At 67.1% G+C, this 17,359-nt stretch carries 13 protein-coding genes and 2 pseudogenes; 1 reads left to right on the plus strand and 14 read right to left on the minus strand.

All coding sequences use genetic code 11. From position 1 onward, the window contains the following. Nucleotides 1–176: 176 nt before the first annotated feature. The 14 genes and pseudogenes from ACJASC_RS08940 to ACJASC_RS09005 form a co-directional block, all read right to left on the minus strand. A pseudogene (locus tag ACJASC_RS08940) lies at nt 177–1,417 on the minus strand (IS256 family transposase). A 148-nt stretch (nt 1,418–1,565) separates the two neighbouring features. Continuing rightward, nucleotides 1,566–1,892, minus strand: a pseudogene (locus tag ACJASC_RS08945) (IS110 family transposase); the annotation flags it as partial. A gap of 252 nt (nt 1,893–2,144) precedes the next feature. Then, nucleotides 2,145–3,818 (minus strand): DNA repair protein RecN, encoded by a 1,674-nt coding sequence (gene recN / locus ACJASC_RS08950; RefSeq protein WP_415145337.1) that lies wholly within the window; start codon nt 3,816–3,818, stop codon nt 2,145–2,147. Nucleotides 3,819–3,857: 39 nt separating this feature from the next. After that, on the minus strand, nt 3,858–4,700 hold the full coding sequence (locus ACJASC_RS08955) for an outer membrane protein assembly factor BamD (protein ID WP_415145547.1): 843 nt from the start codon (nt 4,698–4,700) through the stop codon (nt 3,858–3,860). A 146-nt stretch (nt 4,701–4,846) separates the two neighbouring features. Further along, nucleotides 4,847–5,782, minus strand: coding sequence for a UDP-3-O-acyl-N-acetylglucosamine deacetylase (gene lpxC, locus ACJASC_RS08960; protein ID WP_415145339.1), 936 nt, complete (start codon nt 5,780–5,782; stop codon nt 4,847–4,849). A gap of 194 nt (nt 5,783–5,976) precedes the next feature. Then, nucleotides 5,977–7,695 carry a cell division protein FtsZ gene (ftsZ, locus tag ACJASC_RS08965; protein WP_415145549.1) on the minus strand — a complete coding sequence of 573 codons (1,719 nt, stop codon included), beginning with the start codon at nt 7,693–7,695 and terminating at the stop codon, nt 5,977–5,979. Nucleotides 7,696–7,872: 177 nt separating this feature from the next. Continuing rightward, nucleotides 7,873–9,201 (minus strand): cell division protein FtsA, encoded by a 1,329-nt coding sequence (gene ftsA / locus ACJASC_RS08970; protein WP_045319657.1) that lies wholly within the window; start codon nt 9,199–9,201, stop codon nt 7,873–7,875. A 22-nt stretch (nt 9,202–9,223) separates the two neighbouring features. Next, nucleotides 9,224–10,111, minus strand: coding sequence for a cell division protein FtsQ/DivIB (locus ACJASC_RS08975; RefSeq protein WP_415145341.1), 888 nt, complete (start codon nt 10,109–10,111; stop codon nt 9,224–9,226). Next, the gene (locus ACJASC_RS08980) at nt 10,099–11,013 is read right to left on the minus strand and encodes a D-alanine--D-alanine ligase (RefSeq protein ID WP_415145551.1); all 915 of its coding nucleotides are present in this window, start codon (nt 11,011–11,013) and stop codon (nt 10,099–10,101) included. Before ACJASC_RS08980 ends, ACJASC_RS08975 begins: the two co-directional genes overlap by 13 nt. A gap of 96 nt (nt 11,014–11,109) precedes the next feature. Beyond that, nucleotides 11,110–12,039, minus strand: coding sequence for a UDP-N-acetylmuramate dehydrogenase (gene murB / locus ACJASC_RS08985; RefSeq protein WP_415145343.1), 930 nt, complete (start codon nt 12,037–12,039; stop codon nt 11,110–11,112). Between the two features lie 8 nt (nt 12,040–12,047). Beyond that, nucleotides 12,048–12,311 (minus strand): DUF2484 family protein, encoded by a 264-nt coding sequence (locus ACJASC_RS08990; protein WP_415145345.1) that lies wholly within the window; start codon nt 12,309–12,311, stop codon nt 12,048–12,050. Beyond that, entirely contained in the window at nt 12,308–13,711 is a 1,404-nt protein-coding gene (gene murC, locus ACJASC_RS08995) for a UDP-N-acetylmuramate--L-alanine ligase (RefSeq protein ID WP_415145553.1), read from the minus strand. The genes ACJASC_RS08990 and murC overlap by 4 nt, the downstream gene beginning before the upstream one ends. 17 nt (nt 13,712–13,728) lie before the next feature. Then, complete coding sequence (locus ACJASC_RS09000; RefSeq protein ID WP_415145347.1) at nt 13,729–14,835, minus strand: UDP-N-acetylglucosamine--N-acetylmuramyl-(pentapeptide) pyrophosphoryl-undecaprenol N-acetylglucosamine transferase; 1,107 nt, start codon at nt 14,833–14,835, stop codon at nt 13,729–13,731. Next, nucleotides 14,835–16,001 carry a peptidoglycan glycosyltransferase FtsW gene (locus ACJASC_RS09005; RefSeq protein ID WP_021692793.1) on the minus strand — a complete coding sequence of 389 codons (1,167 nt, stop codon included), beginning with the start codon at nt 15,999–16,001 and terminating at the stop codon, nt 14,835–14,837. The genes ACJASC_RS09000 and ACJASC_RS09005 overlap by 1 nt, the downstream gene beginning before the upstream one ends. 152 nt (nt 16,002–16,153) lie before the next feature. On the opposite strand from ACJASC_RS09005, the gene ACJASC_RS09010 reads away from it, so the two are divergent. After that, on the plus strand, nt 16,154–17,344 hold the full coding sequence (locus ACJASC_RS09010) for a BaiN/RdsA family NAD(P)/FAD-dependent oxidoreductase (RefSeq protein ID WP_045319654.1): 1,191 nt from the start codon (nt 16,154–16,156) through the stop codon (nt 17,342–17,344). Nucleotides 17,345–17,359: the final 15 nt, after the last annotated feature.

A 17,359-nucleotide genomic window follows, 5' to 3' on the forward strand; every position in this document is an offset into this window, starting at 1 on the left:
GATCACCATATCGGCCCGCGGCTTCTGGAATGCCGCACAACGAGGCCTGACAGAAGACCGCACTCGATCACATGCCAAAAGGGTCAAAAACTATTTGCATCACGGGCGGCAACCACAGAAGTGTCCCATCGACTGGTGTTGTAAGAGCGCCGACCTTCGGAGAGGTCCAAGCCTGATCAGGAGGCCACTGCGGGCAGCCTGATGTCGGGATTGTCGATGACGCGTGCCAGGGATTCAAGGCTCATATAGCGGCGCGCGACGGTCCACTTGTCATTGGCCTCCAGCATCAATGCGCCAACGAGCCGAACAATGGCCTCGTCGTTGGGAAAGATGCCGATGACATCGGACCTTCTCTTTATTTCGCGGTTCACCCGCTCAAGTGGGTTCGTCGACGCGATCTGGGACCAGTGCTCGCGAGGGAAATCCATGTAGGCGAGCACGTCATCGCGGGAAGCGTCCATCAGGGCGCCGAGTGTCGCCTGCTTCTCGCGCAGCGCGTCGGCAACCACCTCCCACTGGGCTTCGGCCTCGGCCTTGTTGTCCTGGGCGAAGATCGTCTTCAGCATCGCGGCCACGGCCGTGCGCTGCTTGGCCGGGGCATGAGCGAGCGCGTTCCTCATCCAGTGAACCCGGCACCTTTGGTGGGTCGCATTGAAGACCCGGGGCGCGGCGGCCCGGAGCCCCTTGTGATCGTCGGAGATCACCAGCTTCACGCCCCGCAGGCCGCGGTCGGCCAGGCTGCGCAGGAAGCCGATCCAGAACGTCTCTGCTTCGGAGAGGCCCGTGGCGACGCCAAGCACCTCGCGCTTGCCATCCTCATTGACCGGTGAGCCTGCGAACGCCACTATTACAGCACGGCTGACGATCCGCCCGCCGTCACGGACCTTCAGATAGGTCGCGTCGAGCCAGAGGTATGGCCAGCTCCCCTCCAGCGGCCGATCCAGGAACGCGTTCACCCGCTCATCGATCTCGGCGCAAAGGCGACTGACCTGGCTCTTCGACATGCCACCGGCCCCCATGGCCTTCACCAGGTTGTCGACCGAGCGGGTGGAAATGCCTTGGACGTAAGCCTCCTGGAGTGAGCCATGGGTCGCCATGGTTCGAGACCCATGGCGAACGCCACGAGCGCCTTCTCGGCCGTGCGGCGAGGCTCAAGGAAGCTGGGCAGATAGCTGCCCTTGCGCAGCTTCGGAATTTCCAACGCGACCCGGCCGGCACGCGTGTCCCAGTCCCGCTCGCGATAGCCGTTCCGGTGAACTTCGCGCAGCGGCGAACGCGCGCCCTTCGCAACGCCGGTTCTCGCCTCGACCTCTGCCTCCATGATCCGCTCGGCCGCGAAGGCCAGCATCTCGCGGACCAGATCTCCATCAGCCTGCTTTTCAACCAGCTCGAGCAGAGCCATTCTGTCGTCGGTCATCGTCGTCTCCATCTGGTTCAAGGTTTCCCAACCCGAACCTACTCCGAAGATCGACGGTGACCGCCAGCGTCACACTCGGCCACGCGCTACGCTACGCCAAGGGCTCCGCCCGCAGCCTCTTACACCAAGCGTTGGGACACGATCTCTCGACGAAGCGCATGGTCGGTGGGGTTGCTGCTTCCACAATCGCCTCGGCGTCGGCCATGTCGTTCTTCTGGGTCTTCACATAGGGCCTGACGAACTTCGGTGCGATCAGCCGCACCTCATGGCCGAAACCCGTCAGCATGCGAGCCCAGTGGTGAGCCGTGGCGCACGCCTCCATCGCGACGCGACAACGAGGATGTGCCTCCATGAAAACCGCGAACTGTTTGCGTGACAGCTTCTTCCGAAAGACAACTTCGCCGTCGGCGGTCGCTCCGTGGAGCTGAAACACCTGCTTGGCCAAGTCGACGCCGATGATTGATACTTCCTTCATTGCACGATCCTCCTGATCCGATCCGGACCATCCTGGCACGAGTGCCGTCAGGAGGGGCTACCCAACCCATCATCAACGTCGATCGGATCGCCGAGTGCATTCAGGAAGCTTCGAAAGTAATGGTGTAGCAATGAGTGCACTCTGTGCGCTCACGGAAGAAAGTTGACCATTTTGTTCAAAAGCGAAGCGCTCAACACAGATTGCAGACACCCTTTTTCTATGCGGGGACGATAGTCTGCCGACCGTCCTTGGTCAGGCCGCGTCGGCATCACCAAGCAATACCCGCGCCGCGCCACGCGCGGCTTCGGTAACCGTATCGCCCGCGAGCATCCGCGCGATCTCGTCGATGCGGTCGGAGTCGTCGAGGGGCACCACGCGCGATGTCGTTACCTCGCCCGAGGGGCCAGTGCTCACCCCCTTTTCGACACGCCAGTGATGCGCCCCCAGCGCCGCGACCTGTGGCGAATGGGTGACGACCAGCACCTGCGCCCCGTCGGCCAGCCGCGCCAACCGGCGACCCACGGCGTTGGCGGTAGCACCACCGAGGCCCCGGTCGATCTCGTCGAAGATCAGCGTTTTGCCGATATTGTCGCCGGTCAGGCAGACCTTGAGCGCCAGAAGGAATCGCGACAGCTCACCGCCCGAGGCGATGCGCGAAAGGGGGCCGGACGGCGCGCCGGGGTTGGTGGCGACGCGAAAGCTCACCTCGTCGCGCCCTTCGGGGCCAGGGTCGGCAGGCATCAGATCGACCTCGAACACCGCGCGGTCGAGCTTGAGCGGTGCCAGTTCCGCCGCCATTGCCGTCGACAACCGCAGGCCTGCCTCGCGCCGCGCCTCGCTCAGCGCGGCGGCGGCGGCGTCATAGGCGGCATCGGCGGCGCGCATGGCGGCTTCGAGATCGGCCATATCGCCTTCGGAAGCGTCGAGCGCCGCCAATCGCCGGCGCAGCCCGTCGGTGAAGCTGGCCAACTCGTCGACTGCCACCTCGTGCTTGCGCGCCAGGCCGCGCAGCGCAAAGAGCCTCTCCTCAGCGGCTTCGAGCGCACGCGGGTCGAATTCGAGCGCGTCGAGCACGTCGCGCACGCCGGTCTCGGCTTCGCCGAGGGCGTCGAGCGCGCGGGCCAGCGCCTCCATCACGGGGTCCAGACGGCCTTCGGCGGCCTCGATCGCACCGTCGAGCCAACGCATCGCATCCGAGACCAGACCTTCGGCCCCTTCGCCGGAAATCACCTGATGGGCGCGCGCCACGTCGCCGCGCACCCGTTCGGCACCCTGCATCCGGCGCCGCGCGGCATCGAGCTCGGCCTCCTCGCCGGGCTGAGGGTCCATCGCATCGAGTTCGGCCACGGCATGGCGCAGATAATCTTCCTCGGCGCGCAACGCCTCCACCTGCTCCTGCACCGCCGCCAGAGCGCGGCGGGCGTCGCGACGGGCAGCCCAGGCGCGGCGCGTCTCGGCGATGGCGGGTGCTGCTTGGGCGAACTCGTCGAGCATCAGCCTGTGGCCACGCGGATCGAGGAGACCGCGATCATCGTGCTGGCCGTGCAGTTCCAGAAGCTGATCGGACAGCGCGCGCAGCACTTCGCCCGAGACGCGGCGATCGTTGACCCAAGCCGTCTTGCGACCGGTTTCGGTGTTGACGCGGCGCAGGATGAGTTCGTCATCGGCCTCGATCCCGGCCTCCGAAAGCACGCGGCGCGCCGGATGGTCGGCCGCAAGCTCGAACACCGCCGTTACCTCGCCTTGGGCCGCGCCGGTGCGCACCAGTTCGGCCCGCCCGCGCCAACCCAGCACGAAACCGAGGCTGTCGAGCAGGATCGACTTGCCCGCGCCGGTTTCCCCGGTCAGCACGTTGAGGCCCGGCTGGAACTCCAGCTCAAGCCTGTCGATGATCAGCATGTCCCGGATGTCGAGCGCGCGCAGCATGTCCAGTAACCCCCGGAGTGGAACGTCAGCGCGAAGCGATCAGATCCATTCGCCCCGCACCAGCTGGCGATAGATGCTTGCCAGCCAGTTGTCACCGGTAGCCTCCATCGACAGGCCGCGTCCGGTGAGCAGGCGGTAGCTGTCCTCGTACCAGTCGGTGCCGCGATAATTGTAGCCGAGGATCGCGCCCGCCGTCTGCGCCTCCTGGATGAGCCCGAGCGAGAGATAGGTCTCGACCAGCCGGTGCAGCGCCTCGGCGGTATGGGTCGTGGTCTGGAACTGCTCCACCACAACGCGGAACCGGCGCGCGGCGGCGGCATAGTGGCCCCGCTTGAGATAGTAGCGCCCGATCTCCATTTCCTTGCCCGCGAGGTGGTCGAAGGCGAGATCGAATTTCAGCTTCGACTCGGCGGCATAGCTGCTGTCGGGATATTGCTCGATCACCGCACGCAGCGCCTGCAGCGCCTGAAAGGTCAGGCCCTGATCGCGGCCAATATCGTCGATCTGGTCGTAATAGCTCAGCGCCAGAAGATACTGTGCGTAGGCCGCATCCTCGGAAGTCGGATAGAAATCGAGATAGCGCTGGGCGCTGGCGCGGCTGTCGTCATAAGCGCCGTCCTTGTGCAGAGCGAAAGCCTGCATGATCAACCCGCGCTTGGCCCATTCCGAATAGGGATAGAGGCGCTCGATTTCACCAAAATAGAAGGCCGCGTCGTCGGCTGAACCGCTTTCGAGGCTGGCCTCGCCCTGTTTGTAGATCGCCACGGCGTCAAGCTGCTCAAGCGCGCCCGTACTCAACCGGTCAGAGGTGCTGCCGCAGCCGGCCAAGAGCCCCAGAGCCAGTATCAGGCCCAAGCTGGCCCGTGTTCCGCTGCCTGCCATCCGCGCGTCCTGCATCCTGTCGGTCATCTGCCCATCCCGGGGTCGTTGCCCCGTTCACACCCCGCACCGGGGCCGCTCGGCCTCGGGTCTAGCATGAAAAAATCGGGGGCAAAATGGCTTTTCCGGCGGCGTTCGCGGCGCGGCGATCAGGCAACGGCGGCGAAATCGGCGGGCTTGAGCCGACTGCCGGGCAGCCGGTCTTCGAGCGCGGCGTCGCAGGTCACGATGCGCCAGGCCTCGGGCCGGGCAAAGAGCGCGCGCAGCAGGCGGTTGGTCATCGCGTGACCGGCGCGCAGCCCTTCGTAGACACCGAGGATCGGCAGGCCCGCGGTGCCCAGATCGCCGAGCGCGTCGAGCATCTTGTGGCGCACCGCCTCGTCGGGATGACGCAGGCCACCGGGGCTGAGCACCCGGTCGCCATCGACCACCACCGCGTTCTCGAAGGTACCGCCGAGTGCCAGGCCCTGCGCCTGCATCGCTTCGACATCCGAGAGGCGGCAGAAAGTGCGGCTGTCGCACAATTCGCGCAGAAAGGCACCATTGGCCATATCGAGCACGCGCGACTGATGACCAATGGCCGGATCGACGAAGTCGATCTCGAAGTCGATCCTGAGGCCGCGCGGCTCGTGACCGCGGGCTGGCCGCAGCCGGGCCATGGCCTGGCCGTAATGAACCTCGACAACATCGAGCATCTCGATCGCCCGGAGCGGCGCGTCCTGACGCCGCAGCCCGGCATCGAGGATCGCCCGCGCGAAGCCCGCGGCGCTGCCGTCGAGAATCGGAACCTCGGGGCCGTCGATCTCGATCAGCGCGTTGTGCACGCCACAGCCCGAGAGTGCGGCCATCAGATGTTCGATGGTCGAGACCGATACGCCGTCGGCATTGACGATGCGGGTATTGAGCGGCGAAATCTCGACCAGATCCCAACGCGCGGGCACCAGACGGTCGATCCCGACCACATCCATGCGGCGGAATACGATGCCATGGCCCGTCGGCGCGGGCCGCAGAACGAGCCGGACCGGTCGCCCCGTATGGAGGCCAATGCCGGTAAAGCCGACGTATCTGAACAATGTGGTCTGCACGTGTCTCTGCCCGGATCCATTTCGGATTTCGTTACCCCAGTGACCTAAGCGCTCACCCTAGAGGTCACAATTCACTCTTTGCGACAGCGTGAAACATGTGGTCCGGGGCACGCAGTCGATAGGCAAAACCCCCTGAAAACGGCTAGGGCCGCCCAAAGGCGGCCCTTGTTGCACAAAGAATGTGCGGCTTTGCGTCAGTTCGCCTGACGCCGCAGGAAGGCGGGGATCTCGATGCGCTCCTGCTCGGGATCGGTCTCGCCGTCATCCTGCCAGTTGGGGGCCTGACGTGGCTGCACGGGCTGCTGCGGCTGCGCGCGCTGGGTCGGCGGCTGCGGACGCGCGGGCTGCGCCGGGGCGCCGGGCTGCTCGGCATGACCGGTCATCCGGTTGATGAGCGAATTGATACCGAAGCGCGGCTGCCGGTCGGCCTCGGCGCTGCGGGCCGGAGCGGCGGGGCTGCGCGGCTCGGCGCGGGGCATCTCGGCGCGCTCGGGCTGCTGCTGGCGCGGCTGGTTCTGCGACGCGGCCCGCAGCCGCGCCATGGTGTCAGGAGAGGCTCCGCCGGAGGCACGCGGCGCGGGCGCCACGAAGCTTTCGGGAGCGGGCTCCGCCTGCCGGGCCGCCTCGCGGCGCGGCTCGTAGACGGGGGCTGGCACATCGTCTTCGTGCTGCGGCTGGAACCGCTGCTGCGGCTCCTCGCGCGGGGCGGAGCGCCGGGTGTCGAAGCCTTCGGCGTAGTCCTCTTCATAGGAGGGTTCGGGCTCTTGACGGACCTGCGGCTGCGGCTCGCGGCGCGGCGCGGAGGTCTGGGCACGGGGCGCGGGCTGCAGCTGAGCCTCGCGGCGCGGCGGCACCGGCGCGGCCTGCATCTCGTCTTCGGCGGAGACGCGCTCGCGCAGCGGCTCGCTCATCTTGCGGCGCGGCACGGGGACGTCCTCGTGCTTGGCCATCGCGTCGATGCCGGTGGCGACGACGGAGACACGCATCCGGCCTTCCATGCCGGTGTCGAGCGTGGAGCCGACGATGATGTTGGCCTCGGGATCGACCTTCTCGCGGATCTTGTTGGCCGCCTCGTCGAGCTCGAACAGGGTGAGGTCGTAGCCGCCGGTGATGTTGATGAGCACGCCCTTGGCGCCCTCGAGGCTGATCTCGTCGAGCAGCGGGTTCGCGATCGCCTTCTCGGCGGCCTGAACGGCGCGGTCTTCGCCCTCGGCCTCGCCGGTGCCCATCATCGCCTTGCCCATCTCGTCCATCACCGCGCGGACGTCGGCGAAGTCGAGGTTGATCAGGCCGGGACGCACCATCAGGTCGGTCACGCCCTTGACGCCCTGATAGAGCACGTCGTCGGCGAGAGCGAAGGCCTCGGTGAAAGTGGTGTTCTCGTTGGCAAGGCGGAACAGGTTCTGGTTCGGGATGATGATCAGCGTGTCGACCACCTTCTGCAGCGCCTCGACGCCGGCCTCGGCTTGCTTCATGCGCTTGCCGCCCTCGAACTGGAACGGCTTGGTGACGACGCCGACGGTCAGCACGCCGAGTTCGCGCGCGGCCTGGGCGATGATCGGCGCGGCGCCGGTACCGGTGCCACCGCCCATGCCGGCGGTGATGAAGCACATATGCGCGCCGGCGAGGTGATCGACGATCTCCTCGATCGACTCCTCGGCCGCGGCGGCGCCGACGGTGGCACGAGCGCCCGCGCCCAGACCTTCGGTGACCTTCACGCCCATCTGGATCTTGGCTTGGGCGCGCGATTGCTGCAGCGCCTGCGCATCGGTGTTGGCGACCACGAACTCGACGCCGTCGAGCTCCTTCTCGATCATGTTGTTGACCGCGTTGCCACCAGCGCCGCCCACGCCGAAGACGGTGATCCGGGGCTTGAGATCTTCCTGCCCCGGCAGAGAGAGGTTGAGTGCCATCGCTGTCTGCCTGTCCTGAATCTGGCCCGTCCCGCCGGGCGTGTCTGCCATTATTTGGCCAAACTATCCGCGCGCGCTCGTATCGTCACGGGGAAACTCGGGCATTCTTACTGTTTTCTTGAGGTTTCCGCAGCGTCGAATATCGGCCCTGTGGGCCGATGAGCGACATCTTGCGTATCACCAGTTGTCCTTGAACCATTTGAAGGCCCGTTTGAAGGACCGCGCCGAGTGGCGCTCGGCAGGCACTTCGAAATCCCACCATTCATCCTGCGGATGCGCGGCAAAGAGGCACAGCCCCACCGAGCCCGCGAAGGCTGGGCCGGTGGCGGCCTGTGGCAGACCCTGCACGCGCAGCGGTCGGCCCAGACGGACCTGCTGGCCGAGGATGCGCGTCGCCAGACCGTCAAGCCCGGGGATCTGGCTGCCGCCGCCGGTGAGCACGATCTGCTGGGAAGGAAGATGCTCAAAGCCCGCCGCGTCGAGCCGCTGGCGCACCTCCTCGAGGATCTCCTCGACGCGCGGGCGCATGATGCCGATCAGCTCGGCGCGGCTGACGGTGCGGCGGTCATGCTCCCAATCGCCGGTGTCGCCGCCGATCTCGATCATCTCGCGGTCGTCCATGCCGGTGGCGACGACGCCGCCGTAGAAGGTCTTGATCCGCTCGGCGGTGGCCATCGGCACCTGCAGGCCCATCGAGATGTCGGAGGTGACATGATCGCCCCCCATGCGCACGCTGTCGGCATAGATCATATGCTTGCGGATGAAGACCGAGATGCCGGTGGAGCCGCCACCCATGTCGATGCAGGCCGCGCCCAGTTCCTGCTCGTCCTCGACCAGCGAGGACACGCCCGAGACATAGGCAGACGACGCGATCCCTGCGACCTCGAGGTCGCAGCGCTTGATGCAGTAGAGCAGGTTCTCGATGGCGGTGGCGTCGACGGTGAGCAGGTGCATGTCGGTGGTGAGCCGCTGGCCGATCTGACCGCGCGGATCGGCAAGACCCGACCGATGGTCGAGCGCGAAGTTCACGGGCTGCGCGTGCAGCACCTCGCGGCCGTCGCCATAGTCGGGCATCTCGCAGGCGGCGAGCACGCGGCCGATGTCGCCATCGGTCACTTGGCCCTCCTCGACCTCGACCTCGCCGTCGAGCCCGTAGCTGCGCGGCCGCGCACCCGACAGCGTGGCGATGACGTGATCGACGCGCACGCCCGCCATCTTCTGCGCCGCCTGCACCGCGGTGCGGATCGCGCGCTCGGTCTCGGCCATCGCCGCGACCTCGCCGAAGGAGACCCCGCGCGAGCGGGTGGTGGCGGCACCGATGATGCGGAAGTTGGACTGCCCCGCCATCGAGCCCACGCCCTCAAGCGCCGGGGCATCGCCGTCGAAGCGCAACACCAGACAGGCGATCTTGGAGGTGCCGACGTCGAGAATGGCGATGACGCCTCTCTGCATCGCCGCCTTGCGCATGTGCCGCATCGCCCGCTGCGTCTGGTAGAGCTGCCCCATTTTCGTTTCCGCCCCGTTTTTTCTAATTTGTCTCGCTGACGCGGCGAAGCCGCACCAATGCCTGCTCGGTCAGCCTTATGGTCGGCCGATCCTCATTTCTTATGTCCACCGCCGCGATGTCACGCGCGAGGATCTCCTCGGCCTCATCGAGCGCCATCACCCGCTCCAGCGCCTTCACCGGCGCCTCCGCGGGCAGAAGGATCCGCTGGTCGCGGTCGAGCACCAGATCCCAGCGCCGTTCGCCCATGCGCACCAGCCCCCGAATGCGCGGGGCGACGGGGGCCGCGGCGGCAAAGAGCGCCAGCGCCTCGTCGATCTTTTCGCGCGCGCCGTCGCCCGCGATGAGAGGCAGGTCCGCGCGGTCGGAACGCGCCGGGATCATCCCGGTCATCACGCCCTCGGCATCGACAAGCCGCAGCCCGTCGACATAGCGCCACACCGCCACCGGAACCCGCTGGGTCACCGCGACCTCGAGCGTGCCGCCGGGGCGGACGCGCACCGTCGCGTCGGCCACCGCCGTCAGCTCGCGGATGCGGCTGCGGATCTCCGGCAGGTCGAGATCGAAGGAGGACACCGGCATCTTCTCGGGCAGGAACGCCTTGATCGCGGCGGCGAGCGCGGGCTCGGCGCCCTCGATCTCGACCGCGCCCACCATGAATTCGGGCCGCTGCTGGACCGTCGCCTTGAACCGGTCGACCTGCGCGGCGAATGCGGTGCGGTTGTCCTGCTGACCGAACCAGATGCCACCCACCGCCGCCACGAGCACGAGCGGCAGGCCGAAGCGCAGTCCGATCCGGAAGGCCGGCGTCAGCATCAGCCGCTGGTAGCGGTAGCCCCAGCGCGTCGGCGCCGGATCGCGGCGCATGCCGTATTGCGGCTGGCGCCGGAACAGCGATGTCAACGATCGCATGAGGCGTCCTCCACCAGCCAGCCGCAGAGATCGGGAAACGAGATGCCGACCTTGGCCGCCTGCTCGGGCGCAAGCGAGGTCGGCGTCATGCCGGGCTGGGTGTTGGTCTCCAGAAGCACGAGGCCATCAAGCCCCCTGTCCTCGTCCCAACGGAAATCTGTGCGTGAAAGGCCACGGCAGCCCAGGGCGCGATGCGCGCGAAGCGCGTAGTCGAGACAGGCCTCGAAGATCTCCTGCGGAATTTCGGCGGGTACGACATGGCGCGAGCCGCCGGTTTTGTACTTGGCGTCGTAGTCGTACCAGCCATTCGTCACGATATCGGTCACGGTCAGCGCGCGGTCGCCCAGCACCGTGGTCGTCAACTCGCGCCCCGGAAGGTAAGCCTCGACCATCACCGTCGCGGGCATGTCTTGGGCAAGTTGCGGCGGCTGGTGCGCGCCTTCGGGCACGATATAGACGCCGACGCTGGAGCCTTCGTTGTAGGGTTTCACGACATAGGGCGGCGGCATGACATGGGCGGCCATCACCTCGGCCTTGGTGGCAAGGCGGCTCTCTGCCACCGGAAGCCCCTCGACGCGAAAGGCGGCCTTGGTGGCTTCCTTGTCCATGGCCAGCGCCGAGGCCAGCACGCCCGAATGGGTATAGGGGATACGCAGCCATTCCAGCAGGCCCTGGATGCAGCCATCTTCGCCACGCGGGCCGTGCAGGGCGTTGAAGACGACACAGGGAACAAGGTCGCGCAGACATTGGGGCAGGTCGGGGCCGGCATCGACCTCGATCACCTCATATCCTGCCTGCCGCAAGGCCGCCGCGCATTCGCGCCCCGTGGAAAGAGAGACCTCGCGTTCGGCCGAGGGTCCGCCCATCACCACGACAACCTTGGGATGTGTCCCGCTCGACATTCCCGCACTGCCCCATTCGCGCACCGCTGAACGGCGCGTCATTGTTATGGCCCTTGTGGGCCTCCCCCGCTTGGCGGGGGCCGAATTATCCGTGTGTCACGCGCTCGGTTGCCCGATCCGCATGATTTCCCATTCTAGCGTCAGGCCCGAATGCTCGTAAACCCTTTTCCGGACCTTCTCGCCCAGAGCTTCGAGATCGGCCGCCGTCGCGTTGCCCGCATTGGTGAGAAAGTTCGGATGCTTGTCGTTCATCACGGCACCACCAAGCCGCGCGCCGCGCATCCCCGCCTCGTCGATCACCTTCCAAGCTTTCAACTCGTGGCTGTCATCGGCGCGCCCGGTTGAGGAGAATCCCACCGGATTGCGGAAGGTCGAGCCCGCCGTGCGGTCGCGGGTGGGCTGGCTGGCGTCTCGCTTGGCGATCTGTTCCTCCATCCGCGCCTCGAGCGCCACCGGATCGCCTTCGGGCGCGTCGAACACCGCCTCGACGATCACCGCGCTCTCCGGCAGACGGCTCGAACGATAGGCGAGATCAAGCGCCGCGGCGGCAAGCGTTTCCGTTCGGCCATCGCGGTGGATCACCGTGACCTCGCGCAGCGCGTCGGCGACATAGGCGCCGTAGCAGCCCGCGTTCATCCGTACCGCGCCGCCGATGGCACCGGGGATGGTACGCAGGAAGGTCAGGTCGCGCCCCGCCTGCGCCGCCTTGCGCGCGACGTGCGAATCGAGCGCGGCCGCCCCGGCGATGACGCGGCCATCGGGTGCGATGTCGATGCCATTGAAGCCGCGCCCGAGCCGGATCACCACGCCGCGGACACCCCCGTCGCGCACGATGAGGTTGGAGCCGACGCCCATCGCGAAGACCGGCACGGAAGGGTCGAGGTCACATAGGAAAGCTGCAAGATCCTCGCGGTCGGCGGGTTGGAACAGCCAGTCGGCCGGCCCGCCCACGCGCAGCCATGTCAGATCGGCGAGCGCGCGATTTGGGGTCAGCCGACCCCGCGTGTCGGGAAGTTCGCTGGGCATGCCGGTCATCACGCCCGCCCGAACCGCCGCTTGAGCCGCCGACCGGCTGCCTTCAGTGGCCAGCGCAGCACCGAGGCCCCCGCCGCCATCATCGCCACGCCCGCGATCGGACCCAGCGCATAGGTGGTCCAGCCCAGAAGCGGCACGCCGATCACTACGAGGGCGGTGGCGCAGCTGCGGTGGTTGTCGCGCGAAGGCAGCATAGCGGCGAGGTTGGCCGCAATCGCCCACAGGCAGGCGACCGCCAGCGGCAGGGCCTGCGCCGCGCTCATCCGTCCTGTTCCAGCCTTGCGGGCAGCGCACCGGCCCAAGCACTGATCGTGCCCGCTCCGAGGCAGACAACGATATCGCCGGGACGCGCCTGCTCGCGCACCAGATGGGCCAGATCCTCTTCGGAGGTCACGGCGCGCGCGTGGCGATGGCCATGCCGGATCAGACCGGCGACGAGGTCGTCGCGTCCCGCCCCCTCGATCGGCTCTTCTCCAGCGGCGTAGATGTCCGAGATGCCGACCACGTCGGCGTCGTTGAAACAGGTGCAGAAATCGTCGAACAGCGTGGCGAGCCGCGTGAAACGGTGCGGCTGGTGCACCGCGATCACCCGGCCTTCGCTGGCTTGGCGAGCCGCACGCAGCACGGCGGCGATCTCCACGGGGTGATGGCCGTAATCATCTATGATCGTGACGCCGTTCCATTCACCGACCTTGGTGAAGCGCCGGTTGACACCCCCGAACCCGGCAAGTGCCGCACGTATCTCATCGCGCTTCATGCCCAAATGCCGCGCCACGGCGACGGCGGCGAGCGCGTTCGACACGTTGTGATCGCCCGGCATCGGCAGGGTGCAGCCCTCGATCACCGTGCCCTCGGCGCGCAGCACCACGTCGAAATGCGCGATGCCGCCCTTGTAGGTCAGGTTGGCGGCACGCACGTCGGCCTGCGCGTTGAACCCGAAGGTGGTGACGCGGCGGTCGGTGACGCGGCCCACCAGCGCCTGCACTTCGGGATGGTCGGTGCAGCACACGGCGAGGCCGTAGAAAGGGATGTTCGACACGAAGTCGAGGAAGCCCTTGCGCAGCCCCTCGATCGAGCCCCAGTGATCCATGTGCTCGGGGTCGATGTTGGTCACGATGGCGATGGTGGCGGGTAGCCGGTTGAAGGTGCCGTCGCTCTCATCGGCCTCGACCACCATCCATTCGCCCTGCCCCATCCGGGCATTCGAGCCATAGGCATGGATGATGCCGCCATTGACCACGGTGGGGTCGAAATTGCCTGCGTCGAGCAGCGTCGCCACCATGGTCGTGGTGGTGGTCTTGCCATGGGTGCCGCCCACGGCGACGTTGGAGCGCAGCCGCATCAGCTCGGCCAGCATTTCGGCGCGGCGCACCACGGGAAGACCGCGGCGGCGGGCTTCGTCAAGCTCGAGGTTGCCCGGCTTGATCGCCGAGGAGATGACGACGACTTCGGCCCCTTCGAGGTTCTCGCCCGACTGGCCGATGAAGACCCGGGCCCCGAGGGTTTCGAGCCGCTCGGTGATTTTGGAGCCCTTCAGGTCCGAGCCTTGCACCGTGTAGCCTTGGTTCAGGAGCACCTCGGCGATGCCGGACATGCCGATGCCGCCGATGCCGACGAAGTGGATCGGGCCGACATCGAGCGGCAGTTTCGTGGCGGCATTCATGGCTTGCGTCCCGTCCATCAAGAATCCGTGCCCTTCTGTCCATCCGCGAGGCGTTCCACAACCCCCGCCAACCGCTCTGCCGCGTCGGGAACGCCCGTGTCGCGCGCCGCATGCGCCATTCGCATCGCGCCGTCGCTGTTGCCCAGCACCAGCGCGATCCGCTGGGAGAGCGTCGTCACATGAAACTTGCTCTCGGGGAACATGATCGCCGCGCCGGCGTCGACGAGACCGCGCGCATTTGCGGTCTGATGATCCGCGGCGGCAGCCGCGAAGGGCACGAGGATCGAAGGCCGGCCAATGACGCTCAGATCCGCGATGGTCGAGGCCCCGGAGCGGCAGATGACCAGCTGCGCCTCGCTCATGCGTGTCGGAACATCGGCAAAAAAGGTCTGCACGTCGGCATCGATCCCCTCATCCGCGTAATAGGTGGAGACGCGCTGCACGTCCTCCTCGCGGGCCTGATGGCTGACCCGCACCCGGCGGCGCAGTTCGGCCGGAAGCTCGGCGATCGCGGGCGGCACCACGTCCGACAGGATGCGCGCGCCTTGGCTGCCACCGATCACGAGAACCGACATCGGGTAATCGCCCGGCGGAATGTAGGCCGCGCCCGAACGGTCGAGCACGGCGCGGCGTACCGGGTTGCCGGTATGGATCGCCTCGACGCCATCGGGCAGCGCGGTGGGCCAAGTGCCGCAGGCCACGGCGTGGACGCGGCGCGCGAACAGCCCGTTGACCCGGCCCAGCACGCCGTTCTGCTCGTGGATCATGCGCGGCAGCTTGAGAATCGTTGCCGCCGAAAGCGCGGGAATCGAAGGGTAGCCACCAAAGCCAACCACTACCGAAGGCTGGTCGCGCATCATCCGGGTCACCGCCGCCGCCACGCCGCCGCCGATACGAAACGGCGCGATCACCTTGGCCGAGAGGCCGCCGCGCGCGAAGGTGGCCGCACCCACCTGTTCGATCTCGACCTCGCGGGGGAAGTTCTGGGTATAGCGCGCGCCGCGCGCGTCGGTGGACAGCTTGACCCTCCAGCCGCGCGTCAGCATCAGCTCGGCCAGCGCCTGAGCGGGAAACATGTGGCCGCCGGTACCACCGGCGGCGATGACGAGAAGCGGCGCCGACATCAGCGGCCCCGCCGCAACAGGATGTCGCCGATGCCGCCCTGCGGACGGGTCCGGGTAAAGGCGAGGAGCATGCCGAGCGCGATGCCGGACGCGATCACCGAGGAGCCGCCATAGCTCACGAAGGGCAGCGTCATGCCTTTGGCCGGCAGGAGCCGCACCGCCACGCCCATGTTGATCATCGCCTGCACGCCGAAGGCACAGGCGAGGCCGGTGCCCGCCAGACGGATGAAGGTGTCGCGTTCCTTCATCAGCCGCATCAGCGAACGCACCACGATGGTGCAGTAGAGCACGATGATCGCGATCACGCAGACCAGCCCGTATTCCTCGGCCGCCACGGCGATGATGAAGTCGGTATGCGCGTCGGGAAGCGACCACTTCACCTGTCCCTCGCCGACGCCGACGCCGAAGAAGCCGCCCTCGCGGATCGCGTTGGTCGCATAGCCGAGCTGGGTGTTGGGATCGACCTCGGCCGAGAGGAAACCGTCGATGCGCCGGGCGAAGTGCTCGGAGTTGTTGTAGGCGAAGGTGCCGCCCAGAATGACCACACCTGCGAGGCCCGCCAGTAGCAACATCGGCGCGCCACCGACAAAATACATCACGCCCCAGGAGAACAGCACGAGCGCCGCCTGCCCGAAATCGGGCTGCAGCACGAGGAACATGACAATGGTGAAGGCCAGCGCGAAGGACCACAGCCGGCCCGGAGGACCCGAGGGCTCCATCCCTGCCGCCATGAACCATGCCGCCACGACGACGAAGCCGGGCTTGAGGAACTCCGACGGTTGGACCGAGGCAAAACCGAAGGAGAACCAGCGCACCGCGCCCTTGCCAAAATCGGTTCCGAAGACCGGCAGCAGCATCAGCGCGACGAAGGCCCCTGCAAAGCCCACGACTGCGAGGCGGCGCACCACCTGCGGCGTCATCATCGACACGCCCATCATCACCGCGAGGGAGACGATGCCGAAGAATGCCTGTCGGCTGACATAGTAAAACGGGTCAAGACCGTTGCGGGAGGCCAGCGGGGGCGAGGCCGCGAGCCCCAGCAGGATGCCGATCGCAAAGAGCAACAGGATGCAGGACATGGTCCAGACATCGATGGTCCGCCACCAGCGGGGGAGAATCGGATCGACGGTCCGTACGGGGACCGCCCCATGCACCATTTCGGTCATGAATCTGCTGCCTGATTGCCTCTGCCCTGCCCGCTTTTGCGGGTCTGTCGCACAAGACTAGCGCGAATATGCGCGATTGACCATGAAAATAACGTCCAGTCCCGGCGCTACCGAGGCTTGAGCCCGTGGCTGAAAAGCGGCAGGTCGCGGGGATGGACAACACACGTCATATCAACACGCTGATCCTCGGTGCCGGGGCCGCGGGCCTCTTCGCGGCGATGCATGCGGGCGGCGACACGCTCGTGATCGACCACGCCCGCGCGCCGGGCGAAAAGATCCGGATCTCGGGCGGCGGGCGCTGCAACTTCACCAACCTGCGCACCGGCCCCGAATGCTTTGTCGGGACCAACCCGCATTTCCACAAATCGGCGCTGGCGCGTTACACGCCATGGGATTTCCTCGACCTCGTGCAAAAGTACGGCATCGCTTGGCATGAGAAGACGCTGGGCCAGCTGTTCTGCGACGGCAAGGCCACCCAGATCGTCGCGATGCTGATGGCCGAGGCACGGGCCGCCGGAGCCGAGGTGTCGCTTCGGACTTCGCTGGTCGAGGTCGCCCGTGACGAAAGCGGGTTTCGCGCGGTGATCGAGCGGGCGGGACGGCGCGAGACGCTTCGCGCGGCCCGAGTCGTGGTGGCCACGGGCGGCAAGTCGATTCCCAAGATGGGCGCCACCGGGCTGGCCTACCGCATCGCTGAGCAGTTCGGCTTGCCCCTCACCGAAACCCGACCCGGCCTCGTGCCGCTGACCTTTCCGGACCGCTTTGCCGGTCTGTCCGGCGTGGCTCTGCCGGTGCGCGCGCAGGCCGACGGCCCCGCTTTTGATGAGGCGCTATTGTTCACGCATCGTGGGCTCTCCGGTCCCGCGATCCTGCAGGCCTCGTCCTACTGGCGCGAGGGCGGGGAGATCCGCATCGACCTCGCCCCCGACGGCAGGTTGGCCGAGGCCTTGCGCGGCGCGCGGCGCACGGATGGAAAAAAGGCGGTGAAGACGGTGCTGGCGCAGCATCTGCCCGCCCGGCTGATCGAGGCATGGGCCGAGGAGCATCCGATGCCCGGCAACATGGCCGACCAGTCCGACCGCGCCATCGACGCGCTGTGTGCCGCCTTGCGCGACTGGCGGCTGGTGCCTTCGGGTACCGAGGGCTACCGCACCGCCGAAGTGACGCTGGGAGGCGTGTCGACCGACGCGCTGTCGTCCAAGACGATGGAGGCGAAGACGGTGCCGGGGCTGCATTTCATTGGCGAATGCGTCGATGTCACCGGATGGCTCGGCGGTTACAACTTCCAATGGGCCTGGGCCTCGGGCTTTGCCGCCGGATCGGCGATCGCGCAGGGTGGCTGACCGCGCCCCGCGCGA

Source organism: Limimaricola cinnabarinus (genome assembly GCF_047631075.1).
Lineage (GTDB): Bacteria > Pseudomonadota > Alphaproteobacteria > Rhodobacterales > Rhodobacteraceae > Limimaricola > Limimaricola cinnabarinus.

Bases quoted from the DNA above. Each gene is read 5' to 3' on its own strand.
- recN (WP_415145337.1), bottom strand. From the start codon at position 3,818: ATGCTGCGCGCGCTCGACATCCGGGACATGCTGATCATCGACAGGCTT.
- ftsZ (WP_415145549.1), bottom strand. From the start codon at position 7,695: ATGGCACTCAACCTCTCTCTGCCGGGGCAGGAAGATCTCAAGCCCCGG.
- ACJASC_RS08980 (WP_415145551.1), bottom strand. From the start codon at position 11,013: ATGTCGAGCGGGACACATCCCAAGGTTGTCGTGGTGATGGGCGGACCC.
- ACJASC_RS08955 (WP_415145547.1), bottom strand. From the start codon at position 4,700: ATGGCAGGCAGCGGAACACGGGCCAGCTTGGGCCTGATACTGGCTCTG.
- murB (WP_415145343.1), bottom strand. From the start codon at position 12,039: ATGCCCAGCGAACTTCCCGACACGCGGGGTCGGCTGACCCCAAATCGC.
- ACJASC_RS09000 (WP_415145347.1), bottom strand. From the start codon at position 14,835: ATGTCGGCGCCGCTTCTCGTCATCGCCGCCGGTGGTACCGGCGGCCAC.
- ACJASC_RS08975 (WP_415145341.1), bottom strand. From the start codon at position 10,111: ATGCGATCGTTGACATCGCTGTTCCGGCGCCAGCCGCAATACGGCATG.
- ACJASC_RS09010 (WP_045319654.1), top strand. From the start codon at position 16,154: ATGGACAACACACGTCATATCAACACGCTGATCCTCGGTGCCGGGGCC.
- ACJASC_RS09005 (WP_021692793.1), bottom strand. From the start codon at position 16,001: ATGACCGAAATGGTGCATGGGGCGGTCCCCGTACGGACCGTCGATCCG.
- murC (WP_415145553.1), bottom strand. From the start codon at position 13,711: ATGAATGCCGCCACGAAACTGCCGCTCGATGTCGGCCCGATCCACTTC.
- ftsA (WP_045319657.1), bottom strand. From the start codon at position 9,201: ATGGGGCAGCTCTACCAGACGCAGCGGGCGATGCGGCACATGCGCAAG.
- ACJASC_RS08990 (WP_415145345.1), bottom strand. From the start codon at position 12,311: ATGAGCGCGGCGCAGGCCCTGCCGCTGGCGGTCGCCTGCCTGTGGGCG.